Here is a 12,389-nt window from a genome sequence, read left to right as displayed (position 1 = left end):
GACCGGGAGATGCACATCGTCACGCGCCAGCCGGGTGAAGCACAGCGTCCGCGCCTTGCTGCCCTCTCGACCCTTCCGGTCTTTTACACCCTCACCGGCAAGCGCGTTCTGCTTGCCGGTGGCTCGGAAGCGGCAGCCTGGAAAGCCGAGCTGTTGGCGGCAACCGGCGCCACGGTCGAAGTCGCCGCGCCCGAAAGTGAACTTTCCGAAGAGATGCGAGGCCTTGCAACGTCCGGGCAAGTAACTCTTCTCAATGGCCATTGGACCGTCATAGCTTGGACCGGCTATGCCATGGCAGTCGGCGACTGCGAGGACGAAGACGAGGCCGCCCATTTCGCCGGCGCAGCGCGTCGCTTCGGCGTCCCTGTCAATGTCATCGACAAGCCGGCCTTCTGCGATTTCCAGTTCGGCTCCATCGTCAATCGCTCGCCGCTGGTCGTAGGCATTTCGACCTCAGGCGCTGCGCCCATTCTCGGCCAGGCCGTGCGCCAGCGGGTGGAAGCCATGCTGCCCAAAAGCCTAACCGATTGGGCCGGCCTTGCCCGCCACATCCGCACCCGCGCCACGAGCCTGCTTGATCCCGGCCCGGAACGCCGCCACTTCTGGCAGCGACTCGCCGAAAAAGCCTTCCATACGCCTGCCGAAGAAGCCGAACTCGAAAACTGGATCGAGGCAGCCAAAGGCACCGACGGCGGTCGGGTCACCCTTGTCGGCGCCGGCCCCGGCGACGCCGAGTATCTCACCCTCAAAGCCATGCGCGCGCTGCAAGCAGCCGACGTCATCCTCTTCGACGATCTCGTTTCCGACGACGTGCTCGAACTGGCGCGGCGCGAGGCCAAGCGCATTCTCGTCGGCAAACGCGGCGGCCGCGATAGCTGCAGGCAGGAAGATATCAATCGGACCATGATCACCCTCGCCAAGGCAGGCCGCCATGTGGTGCGTCTCAAATCCGGCGACCCGATGATCTTCGGCCGGGCCGGCGAGGAAATCGCCGAACTCAACCGCGCTGGTATTCCTGTGGACGTCGTTCCCGGCATCACCACCGCCCTTGCATTGGCCTCGGAACTGAAACTCTCGCTGACCCACCGCGATTGCGCCCAGTCCGTCCGCTTCGTCACCGCCCATAGCCGCGACGGCAAACTGCCGGTCAATCTCGATTGGACCGCCCTCGCTGACAAATCGACGACCCACCTCTACTATATGGCCGGCCGCACTTCGGGTGAACTGGTGGCTCGCCTTCTCGCTGCCGGCCTTGCTCACGACACGCCGGTGGTCTTCGCCTCCAATGTCAGCCGTCCCAGCCAAAACATCATTCACACCTGCCTGCGCGATGCCGCGGAAGAGTCCAAGAAGCTCGATCTCGACTGCCCCATCATCCTCGGCATTGGCTCAGCCTTGCGCCTGCCCACCGAGGCGCAATTGCGGGCCACGGCCTGACCATAAGGCGATTGATCTTGCCGCGAGGGGGCAGATTGAGCCATTGATGGCGGCATGTTGAACGCTGGCATGCCGTGCGGATGAAGTGGTTTTGGATCTGGTGGGTGGGACTGGCCCTGCTCGGCACGGCAGGCCTCGGCTCTTATCGCCAGGTGACCCTGCTCGGCGAGCTGGAACAGGCCGGCTCGACCCTGGCCGCTGAAGCCGCACAACGCGCCGACCAGCATGATGCTCATCTGACAGCGCTCTCCGCCATCGCCCAGGCGGACAAGACCGACAGCAGCGCCTTCCTCGAAGTCGCCACGACGATCCTGCGCTTCTATCCACGCATCGACGAAATCCAGCTCATGCCGCTTGATGGTATGGCGCCAATGGCCGGCACGGGGCCGCTGGAACCCAACCTCGCCGAAGCGATCAAGGCAGCAGCGGCAGCTTCGACTGGCCAGACCGCCCTCCTCACCGCGCCCGAGCGCCCCGGCCACTACCTTATGGTCAAGCGCAGCCCAAACAACGATGCGGCGCGGGACGGATTGATGCTTGCCGTCGATGTCGCGCAATTGCTCGCCTCCGATGCAGCATTCTGGCGCAATGGCAATGCGACCCTGCGCCTGACCATGCCGGATGGACAGGTGGTCTTCGGTCCCGCCGAGATGCCCGCCGCGCCGCAATTTTCTCGCCGCCTCGGCAGCGCCACGCAGCCACTGCTGCTCGAAGCAGCCATGCCGGTCAGCCTCGGTCAGTTGCTGCCGCTCGATCGGCTGGCAGCCATTATCATCGGCGCCGGCCTTCTGGCCGCTATCGGCACAACCCTCATGCAACAGCGCACCCGCGCCCGCCTTGCCGAGCGCCGCGCCGAACTCAGCGATATGGAGTCCCGCCTCGCCCACGCCGCCCGCGTCAACGCCATGGGCGAAATGGCGAGCGGCATGGCCCACGAACTGACCCAGCCGCTGACAGCCATTCTCTCCCAGGCGCAGGCCGGAAAGCACCTCCTCGCCCGGCAGGACAATGCAGCCCTCGGCAAAGTGCTTGATGACACGGTGGGGCAGGCCCGCCGTGCCGCCGACATTCTCGAGCGTCTACGCAACTGGTCGCGTCCGCAACGTGCCCCGCCAGCGCCAGTCGATCTCGGTGCCGCAGTCCGTTCAGTGATGACCCTGCTCGGCAGCGAAGCGGCTCAACGCGCCGTCACCCTGCAACCCCGCCTTTCCACGAGGCCGGTCAGCGTCCTCGCCGACCCGGTCGAGCTGGAACAGGTGATTTTCAACCTGCTGCGCAATGCTCTCGAGGCCGTCTCCGAGCAGTCCGAGCCACGAGAAGTCCGGATCGAGCTCATGGAGGCCGGCGGCGCGGTTCGCCTCGATATCGCCGACAACGGCCCCGGCGTTCCCACTGAACTCGTGCCGAAACTGTTTACGCCCTTCACCACCACGCGCCCCGAGGGCACGGGTCTGGGATTGGCGCTCAGCCAAAGACTCGTAGAACGAGCCGGTGGTGAGATCGCCTATATCCCGCAGGATCGCGGCGCGCTCTTCCGCGTGACGCTGCCTCTCGCGCCCGGGGGAGACACAAAATGACCCAACCCGTTTATCTCATCGATGACGACGAGGCCGTGCGCAACGCGCTGAGCCTGCTGCTTTCCACCATCGGGCTCAGCGTGAAAGGCTTTGGAGACCCCTCTGCATTTCTCGGCCAATTATCCCGGCTCGAACCCGGCTGCCTGATCCTCGATATCCGCATGCCCGCCATCAGCGGGCTCAAATTGCAGGAACAATTGCTGGCCCAGGGCATCGACTGGCCCACCATCGTCATTTCCGGCCACGGCGATATCGAAGCCTGCCGCCGCGCCTTCAGAAATGGCGCCGTCGACTTTCTCTCAAAGCCCGTCGACGAGCAGGATCTCATAGATGCCATCCAGCGCGCCCAGCACATTCTTGACCGCAGCCTTGGCGCCAAAGCACTGCGGGCCGAAACGCAGGCACTTCTTTCGGCCCTGACCCCGCGCGAGACGGAAGTCCTCGACCGCATTGCCCAGGGATTTTCGACGCGCGAGATTGCCGAAGGTCTCGGCCTCTCCCCGCGTACCGTCGACACCCACCGCGCCGCCATCGGCCTCAAGCTGGGCACGACCTCGCAGGCCGAAATGACCCGGCTCTGGCTCGAAGGGCAAGACACTCGGTAGTTCTACCGAGACCGGCGCCAACCCTACCGATTCATCGCAGCCCGCACGGCAACTAGGATTTCCTCATCACCAACAGAGAGGAAATCACCATGCTTCGCTCCCTCGCACTGACCGCCATGCTGCTGGCCCCCACCGCCGCTTTCGCCCAGGACCTGCCGACCGCACCCTACCTGCCGCTCGACCTTGCGACCTCGGCCGCCCTGGCCGCAATCGAAGCCTGCGCCGCCGGCGGCTACAACGTCTCCGTCGCCGTGGTGGGCCGTGATGGAGCGACCAAGGTTCTCCTCAAGGCCGACATGTCCGGCCCGCACACCGGCAGCAGCGCCGAAGGCAAGGCTTTTACCGCCGCCGCCCTCGGCCGCGATGCCGGTGAGCTCGCCGATTTCATCGCCGCGAACCCGAACAATAACGGCCTGCGCGACATGGATGCCCGCTTCGTCATTCAGGCCGGCGGCCTGCCGATCCGGATCGGCGAAGCCCTGGTCGGCGGCATCGGCGTGGGCGGCGCCCCCAATGGCGGTCTGGACGCTGATTGCGCCCGCGCTGGCCTCACTGCCATTGGCGCTGAATAAGCGCAAAGAGGGCGGCCATGGCTCGCCCCCCTTATCCCTGCACAATTTTCAGGCGACCTGCACATTTGATTGCCTTCCCTGGCGACTTGAATTAAACAAGTGATTGCTTGGAAAATTGGAGGCGATATGTCAGATTCAGTAGAAGGCCGCTGGGCCGAAATTTTCACGCCGCGCTATGCGACCGTGACGCTGATCCTGTGCCTCGGCGTAGCGCTTCTCGCCTTCAACGCCTTCCTCGCCTCAATTTCCCTGCCGACAGCCGTGCAGGAACTGGGTGGCGTAGCGCTGATTTCCTGGGCGCTAACGCTTTTCCTCGTCTTCGCCATTGTCGGCGGCTCCGGCGCTGCACTCCTCAAGCAGCGCCTTGGCGCGCGCACCGCTCTGCTGGTTTCCGCAGGCGTCTTTCTTCTTGGTACGGTCATTGCCGCGACCGCCACGTCCATGCCGCAGGTGCTTGTCGGCCGCGCGCTTCAGGGCCTTGGCGAAGGCGTGGTCTCGGCCATCTGCTTTGCGCTCATTCCAGAGCTTTTCCCCTCGCGCCTTGTGCCTAAAGTGTTCGGCTTGCAGGCAATGATCTGGGCTATCGCAGCCTTCGGCGGCCCCGCGGCTGCCGGGATTCTCACCGAAATGGTCTCCTGGCGTGCCGCCTTCCTGGTCAATGTACCGCTGGTTCTGCTCTTTGCTTCTATGGTCGTCATCAAGGTGCCGGCCCACTCACCCGACGACCGCGTCATCGCCCGCTTCCCGGGATTACGTCTCTTCACCATCGGCGCAGCGATCATGCTTGTGGCCCTCGCCGCTCTTGCAGCGCCGCTACCGGCGGGAGCCTTGCTGGTCGTCGCTGCCGCCTTGCTCGTGGCCGCCGTGTGGATGGACGGCCGAGCCGAAGAGCGCCTGATGCCCCGCGATGCCTTCCGCCCAATTTCCGTAGTCGGCACCGGGCTTTGGGTCGTTCTGCTGATAAATGTCGCCGGCGCCGGATCAGCCGTCTATCTCGTGCTCGTGGTGCAGGAAATCTGGGGCTACAAGCCCGCTTCTGCCGGCGCCCTCGCCGCTGTGCTCGCCGTCGCCTGGAGTTTCTCGGCTATCACCGTCGCCAATGTGCGCAGCAAGGAAACCCGCAAGACGCTCATCCGCCTCGGGCCCGGCATGATCGGCCTGGGGCTGGTGCTCGTGCTGGCGGGGCTACAGATCGATCAGGTCGTCGTGGTAATCATCGGCCAATTGGTCATCGGCTCAGGCTTTGGCCTGCACAATGGCTATCTCAACCTCACCGTCATGGAAGCCGCTAGTGACGAAGAGCGCGACCGTGCCTCGGGTCTGATCCCGACGACGCAATCGGCCGGCAATGCAATCGGGGCCGCGCTTGCCGGGGTTGCCGCCAATTCGGGCGGCATGGCGGCGGCCGCGTCCGCCGGCGCGGTCAAACTCGCTATCGTTCCAGTCTACGCGCTGGGCGTCGCTACTGCAGTGCTGGCTCTGGTGGCTGCCTGGCACATGGTCAGCATGGTCCGGCCGCAGGACGTCAGCTCAAGCTTTGCCGCCCACTAAAGGTCCGACTTATCGTCCTGATGGCCCCAGGTCGAAAAAGCCCCGCCGAGGAGACGGTTGCGCGGGTCGGTTTGATCGAGCGGCGCCAGCGGATCGGGCTTTCCCAACTCGCCCGAGCCGTGGGCCGGTGTCCAGTCGAGCCCCGGATCAGGCTCATTGACCATCATCTTCAGCGGATTGTTTGAAATACCGTAGACGATCCGATGGCCGAGGTCGGGCTGATCGAGGCCGGTCTCGATCAAGGTCGCCAGGTCATCGCGGTTGATCCACAGCCGCGCCTCTCGCGGTGTGCCGGGGTCGCCGGCCGTACAGATGCGAACGGCAAGGCATTCAATGCCAAACTTGTCGAAATAGAGCCGCCCCAGCGTCTCGCCAAAGGCCTTCGAGACGGCATAGAGCGAGTCCGGGCGATAAGGCGCATCGAGGTCGAGCGGCGTATCGCCCGGCGTCGGATACATGCCGATGACATGGTAGGTCGAGGCATAGACGACGCGCTTGACCCCAGCCTTGCGGGCCGATTCAAAGATATTGTAGCTGCCGATGATATTGGCATCGAGCACCGTCTGCCAGCCCGCCTCCTTGGCCATGCCGCCGAGATGCACCACGCCCGAAATGTCCCGCGCCATCAGCCGGTCCACCGCCGGGCGATCTGAAAGATCGACGATCTCGATCGGTCCACCATCCTCCGCCGGCCTGATATCTGTCGCCAGCACCGTCCTGCCCTTTTGGGCAAACCAACGACGCATATGGGTGCCCAGCCTTCCGGAAGCGCCGGTCAGCAGAATAGTGGACATGAAACCTTCCTTATTGCGGGGCGTCGGCGCGCAGGCGCGGATCTGGGCGCGGCACCGCGCCGATCAGGTTCTGCGTATAGGCGTGCTGCGGGTTTTCGCAAATCTGCACCACGTCTCCGACCTCGACTATCTTGCCGTTCTTCATCACCGCGACCCGGTCGCAGAAATAGCGGATGACCGAAATATCGTGAGAAATGAATAGGTAAGATAGGCCATATTCGTTCTGCAGGTCGCGCATCAGATCGAGCACCTGATGGCGTAGCGACACGTCCAGAGCCGAGGTCGGCTCATCGGCAATGATGAGGCGTGGCCGCACGGCCACCGCGCGGGCAATGGAAATGCGCTGCCGCTGCCCGCCCGAAAAGGCGTGTGGATAGCGGTCGCCGATATCGGGCGGCAGGCCGACGCGCGCCAGGAGTTCGGACACGCGATCCATCATCTGTCGCTCGGTCATATCGGTATTGGTGCGAAGCGGCTCCGAAATGGTCTGGTAGATGGTCATGCGCGGATTGAGCGAGGAATGCGGGTCCTGAAACACCATGCGCACCTCGCCATAAAGCGACTTCATGCCGGCCTTGTTGAGCGTCGCGATATCGACCGGCTCGCCATTGCTCGGCCAATACATCACCTGTCCCCCGGTCGGATCATAGACACGCAACAGCGTGCGCCCCAGCGTCGTCTTGCCCGATCCGGATTCTCCCACCACGCCGACCGTCTCGCCTTGGTTGATGGTGAGGCTCACCCCATCGATAGCCTTCAGATAGTTGGTGGGCCGCCCCATGAAGCCGGCATTGAGCGGAAAGTGCAGCTCAAGGTTTTCGATTTTTGCGATCGGCTTTTCCGCCGCCGGACGCGGGGGGCGCGGCGCCGGGGTTTCAAGTTTCAGCACCGAGCCGAGCAGCGCCCGCGTATAAGCCTGCTGCGGACGTTCGAAGAGATCGAAGACACCGGCCTCCTCCACCTTCTCGCCTCGGAACATGACCATGACACGATCGGCAATCTGGGCGACGACGCCCATATCGTGGGTGATGAACAGCACGGCCATGCCTCGATCGCGCTGCAATTCGCGGATCAGCGACAGGATTTCGGCTTGGGTCGTGACGTCGAGCGCCGTCGTCGGCTCGTCGGCAATCAGGATTTCCGGATTGCACGAAAGCGCCATGGCGATCATCGCCCGCTGCCGCATGCCCCCGGAAAATTCGAAGGAATAGCGGTCGAGCGCTTTTTCCGGCTCGGGAATACGCACCCGGCCGAGGAGAGCCGCCGCGCGCTTGCGCGCCTCTTCCTTGCTGATCTTTTCGTGCAGCAGAATGGTTTCGACGATCTGGTGGCCGATGGTGTGCACCGGCGAGAGGCTCGTCATCGGCTCCTGAAAGATCATGGCGATGCGCCGGCCGCGCACTTCGCGGATGGCAAGGCCCCGGCTGCCGAGTTTGACGATATCGACCTCGCCCGAGCCGGTATTGAGCAGGATCTGCCCGCCGGTGATGGCGCCAGGCTTCGCCACCAATTGCAGAATGGCGCGGGCCGTCACCGATTTTCCCGAGCCGCTCTCCCCCACGACGCAGAGCGTCTCGCCGCGTTTGAGATCAAAGCTCACTTGCTTGACCGCGTGGACCACGGATTTCTGGATCGGGAAATCGACCGAGAGATTGCGGACTTTCAGAATGGTTTCGTCTGACATGACCGGCTCACTTGGCATAGGGGTCGGCAGCGTCGCGGACGCCATCGCCGAGGAAATTGAGGGCCAGCACCGCCACGACCACGCAGACCCCTGGCACAAACTGCCACGGTGCCTGGGTGATGGCGCGCAGGTTCTGCGCGTCCTGCAACAGCACGCCCCAACTGACGATGGGCGGCTGCAGGCCGAGGCCGAGGAAACTCAGCGCCGTTTCCGCAAGGATCATGTTGGGAATGGCGAGCGTAATGGCGGCAATGATGTGCGAGTAGAGCGAAGGCATCATGTGACGCATGATGAGACGGAATTCGCTGACCCCATCGAGCCGCGCGGCGATGACAAAATCCTCGCGGCGAAGACTGAGGAAGCGGCCACGAACGACGCGGGCAATTTCGGTCCAGCCGATCAGCGAGAGAATGATCAGGATGGCGAAATAGACCTGTAGCGGCGGCCAATCCTTGGGCATGGCAGCGGCAAGGCCAAGCCACAGCGGAATGGTCGGCACCGAGCGGATAAACTCGATAACGCGCTGAATGACCCGGTCGACAAGACCGCCCCGATAGCCGGAAATGCCGCCCAGGATCAGGCCAATGATGAGCGAGAACGTCACGCCCACAAGGCCGATCGACATGGAGATGCGCGTACCGTGAATGGTGCGGCTCAAAAGATCACGACCAAGCCGATCGCCACCAATGAGGAAGAAGGGATCAGCCTTATCCAAGGGCCCGAGGAAGTGCCGGTTGGCCTCCCATATCCCCCAGAACTTGTAGGGCTGCCCCTCGACGAAAAAGGCGATCGGAATGACTTTTTCCGGATCAGGCTGGAACAGGCGTCGAAAGCTCTTGGGATCGACCTGGCTCTTGTAGCCAAGAACATGCGGAGCAAAGCGCGTGCCGTCTTCATCCGTCAGGAAGAGATGGATCTGCTGCGGCGGCGCGAAAGTGTAACGCGGATCGAATTTGCCGGGATCATAAGGCGCCAGAAACTCGGCAAAAGCGGCCACGAGATAGATCAACACTACGACGACGAGCGCGACCATGGCCAGGCGATGGCGGCTGAACTTGTGCCAGATCAGCGCCCACTGGCTGGCAGCAACAAGGCTGCCGGCATGCACCTGCTGGTCGAGAAGCTCCGCATCCTTGGTTGTATCGAAGGGCGCGCTCATGACAGACGAATCCGCGGATCGGAAATGGCGAGGAGAATGTCGGAGATCAGCGTGCCGATGAGCACCAGCCCACCGGTGAGCAGGATAAAGGCGCCGGCCAGGTACATGTCCTGGCTCTTGAGCGCCTGCAGCAGCAGAGGCCCGGCCGTGGGCAGGTTGAGAACGGTGGACACGATGAGTTCGCCGGAAATAAGGGCCGGAAGTACCCAGCCAATGGTGGAGATGAAGGGATTGAGCGCCACGCGCACCGGATAGGTCAGCACCAGCCGGCCTTCGGGCAAGCCCTTGGCGCGGGCGGCCTCGACATAGGGCTTGTGCAACTCGTCAAGCAAATTGGCGCGCATGATGCGCGTCAGCGCCGCCGTGCTGCCAAGGCCAATGACCAAAATGGGGATCCAGGCGTGCTGCAGAAAATCCAGGACTTTTGCCAGCGAGAATGGCGCATTCTCGAAGGCGGGGGAAAAGAGCCCGCCCACCGACACCCCGAACCACATGGTCGATATGTAGAGGAGCACGATGGCGACGAGGAATTCCGGCACGGCCGTCGCGAGGAAGGCAAAGGTCGTCGTCAGATAGTCGATGACCGAATATTGCCGCACCGCCGAGATGATGCCGATGGGCAGGGAAACGGCCCACATGGTGATCAGCGTCAGGAAGGAGATAAGCGCCGTCATGCCCATGCGGCCCCAGACCAATTCGGTCACCGGCTGGTTCCACTCAAAACTCTGGCCGAAATCGCCGCGGACGATGCCGCCGATCCATTTGAAATATTGCACGGCGACGTTTTCGCCGAGACCATAGCGCTCGCGCAGATTAGCCAGCACAGCGCTGTCGACGGCCTCGCCGGTCTGGGCGATCTGGGCCGCATAGGTTGAGACATAGTCCCCCGGCGGCAACTGGATGACGGTGAAGGCGAGTATCGAGATCGCAAACATGGCCGGGATCATCCCGGCAACCCGTTTGAGAATAAAGATCAGCATGGGCAGCGATCCCTTGGTCGAGGAACCCGGCCGGAAAACCGGCCGGGCGAGAAGGCAGGGTTAGTTCTTGAAGTAGAACTGCTCGGTATTGAGCGTGCCAGGATCGGGGTGGATCCAGCCCGTCGGCGTGTCCGTCGGCACATTGCCGAGATTATTGGACACGACCGCAAGGCCCGGAATGGCCGTGCTGATGCCGATCTGGTAGAACTGGTCGGCCGTGATTTCGAGCAATTGCTGGAAAAGCGCGGCCTGCTCTTCTGGGTTCGACGTGCCCTTGATCTGGTCGTAAAGCGCCCATTGCTCCTTGACGTAATCGGGCGGCTCGGTGCCGCCGTCGCCGATATAGTATTTTGCCCAATCGACGGCGAAGTTGGACTCGGTCGAGAACGGGAAGTAGTCGCGCGGATCGATGAAGACGTCGATGCCGCCGGAGGTGGCACCCCAGACGACGATGTCATGCTGGCTCGCGGTCTTCTCTTCGTAGAACCGTGTACGATCCTGCGCCGAGAAGCGCGCATCGACGCCAACCGCCTGCCAGTATTGCACCAGCAATTCAGCCGCATCGGCATTGGCGCCAAGCGCCGTCACCGCCGCGACATTAACCACCAGCGGGCTGCCATCGGGCGCCAGGCGGAAACCGTTGCCACCGCGCTTGTCGAGACCGATGGAGTCGAGCAGGCGATTGGCCTCATCGACATTATACTCGAGATATTGGGTCGCAAGCCGCTCATTGTAGAACGGCGTGCCCTCACGCGGCGACACCTGCTGCGGCGTCCCCTGCCCCAGGAACAAGGTATCGATGATCGCAACGCGATCAAGTGCATGCGAGAGCGCAACACGGAAATCCTTGTTGCCAAAAATCTCGGCCTTCACCGGGTCATGCGAGTTGAGGTTGACCGACACGGCAAGCGAATTGCCGACGCGGGACTCGCGCGGGGAAATATAGAAATTACCCGCTTCCGTGCCTTCCGCCAGAACCGGCAGGTTCGCCGTATTGGCTGTGTGACGCACTTCATAATCGATTTCGCCGGCCAAAACGCTGAGCAGCAGCGTCTGCGCTTCGGCATTCACCGAAATACTGAGCCCGTCGATATAGGGGAGCTGGTTCCCGGCCGTGTCGACCTTCCAGTAATAGGGATTGCGCTCGAACGAAACGCGGGTGGCGCCGGCCACATAGGGCTCAGTGATGTGCCAGGCTTCGAGCGTCGGGCGCTCGGGATTGCGCCAGCGCTGGATATTCTCGATGCCGACGCCACACATATTGGTCATGTGCTCGGCCCAATCGGCAACCCCTGCCGCCTTGGCATTGGCGTCCGCATCCGGATTGTATTTGGGCATGAACTGGCTGCAATAGGCCTTGTTCAGCAGCGCGAGCTGCACGCCATAGACGCTCGCGGCATTGATGATGAAGAGGCCGTTGGGCTTGGTCCAGGAAATGGTGAACTCGGTTGGCGAGGCCACAGCAATCGTCGGCAGTTCACCCTCGACCGTCAGCCAACCCGGCTTGGTGGGAAAGAGTTTTTCGTCAGGCAAGACGTCTTCGATGAAGAAGGCGATATCGTCGGCCGTGAACGGGCTGCCATCGGACCACTTCATGCCTTCGCGCAGGGTGAAGGTGAAGGATTTACTATCCTCGCTTGCCGTATAGCCGCTGGCGATATTGGGAAATACCTCGCCACTCCAATCGGCATCCCAACTGAGCAGCGGCTCGTAGCCGAAATAGGTGAAGAGCATGTTGCGGTCATTGCCGCCCACCATGCCGCCGCGGAACGTGCCGCCATATTTTCCGACTTCGCTAACGGGAGTGACGACGCGCGGCTCGCTGCCGACGCGCTCTGCCACCGACGGCAAATCCAGACCGTCGAGTGCCGGAGACTGCTGATATTCCTGGGCCCATGCAGCACCGCTCGCCAGCGCTGCAAACGAGATTCCCGCCAGGGCGGCTACCCTCAGATGTTTCAAATTTTCCTCCCGTCAGACTGAGTTCGCCGGCGGATGTACCGTTCCGGACGATTGCTGAGGGCTGCACT

The 12,389-nt window shown here is 62.8% G+C and carries 10 protein-coding genes; 5 read left to right on the top strand and 5 right to left on the bottom strand.

What is annotated here, in order from left to right; genetic code table 11:
- Positions 1-9: 9 nt before the first annotated feature.
- From cysG to JP75_RS10160, 5 genes are all read left to right on the top strand, one after another.
- On the top strand, positions 10-1,437 hold the full coding sequence (gene cysG / locus JP75_RS10180; RefSeq protein ID WP_051960570.1) for a siroheme synthase CysG: 1,428 nt from the start codon (positions 10-12) through the stop codon (positions 1,435-1,437).
- Positions 1,438-1,517: 80 nt separating this feature from the next.
- Positions 1,518-3,014 carry a sensor histidine kinase gene (locus JP75_RS10175; protein WP_035082389.1) on the top strand — a complete coding sequence of 499 codons (1,497 nt, stop codon included), beginning with the start codon at positions 1,518-1,520 and terminating at the stop codon, positions 3,012-3,014.
- On the top strand, positions 3,011-3,619 hold the full coding sequence (locus JP75_RS10170; protein ID WP_035082388.1) for a response regulator transcription factor: 609 nt from the start codon (positions 3,011-3,013) through the stop codon (positions 3,617-3,619). Before JP75_RS10175 ends, JP75_RS10170 begins: the two co-directional genes overlap by 4 nt.
- An 89-nt stretch (positions 3,620-3,708) precedes the next feature.
- Positions 3,709-4,191: a GlcG/HbpS family heme-binding protein gene (locus JP75_RS10165; RefSeq protein ID WP_035082387.1), complete on the top strand. Its 483-nt coding sequence runs from the start codon at positions 3,709-3,711 to the stop codon at positions 4,189-4,191.
- A 126-nt stretch (positions 4,192-4,317) separates the two neighbouring features.
- Entirely contained in the window at positions 4,318-5,742 is a 1,425-nt protein-coding gene (locus JP75_RS10160) for an MFS transporter (RefSeq protein WP_035082386.1), read from the top strand.
- On the opposite strand, the gene JP75_RS10155 is transcribed toward JP75_RS10160, so the two are convergent.
- From JP75_RS10155 to JP75_RS10135, 5 genes are read right to left on the bottom strand one after another with little or no spacing between them, the layout of a single operon-like run.
- Entirely contained in the window at positions 5,739-6,536 is a 798-nt protein-coding gene (locus JP75_RS10155) for an NAD-dependent epimerase/dehydratase family protein (protein ID WP_035082385.1), read from the bottom strand. The genes JP75_RS10160 and JP75_RS10155 overlap by 4 nt on opposite strands.
- A 10-nt stretch (positions 6,537-6,546) precedes the next feature.
- Positions 6,547-8,220 (bottom strand): ABC transporter ATP-binding protein, encoded by a 1,674-nt coding sequence (locus tag JP75_RS10150; protein ID WP_051960569.1) that lies wholly within the window; start codon positions 8,218-8,220, stop codon positions 6,547-6,549.
- Between the two features lie 7 nt (positions 8,221-8,227).
- On the bottom strand, positions 8,228-9,379 hold the full coding sequence (locus JP75_RS10145; RefSeq protein WP_084587591.1) for an ABC transporter permease: 1,152 nt from the start codon (positions 9,377-9,379) through the stop codon (positions 8,228-8,230).
- Positions 9,376-10,359 carry an ABC transporter permease gene (locus JP75_RS10140; RefSeq protein WP_035082383.1) on the bottom strand — a complete coding sequence of 328 codons (984 nt, stop codon included), beginning with the start codon at positions 10,357-10,359 and terminating at the stop codon, positions 9,376-9,378. The genes JP75_RS10145 and JP75_RS10140 overlap by 4 nt, the downstream gene beginning before the upstream one ends.
- 60 nt (positions 10,360-10,419) lie before the next feature.
- Positions 10,420-12,321 carry an ABC transporter substrate-binding protein gene (locus JP75_RS10135; RefSeq protein ID WP_035082382.1) on the bottom strand — a complete coding sequence of 634 codons (1,902 nt, stop codon included), beginning with the start codon at positions 12,319-12,321 and terminating at the stop codon, positions 10,420-10,422.
- Positions 12,322-12,389 lie beyond the last annotated feature (68 nt).

Origin of the sequence: Devosia riboflavina, from assembly GCF_000743575.1 — a bacterium.
Taxonomy (GTDB): Bacteria; Pseudomonadota; Alphaproteobacteria; order Rhizobiales; family Devosiaceae; genus Devosia; species Devosia riboflavina.
Note: the sequence above shows the minus strand (reverse complement) of the source record. Positions and strands in the feature narration are given on the sequence as shown.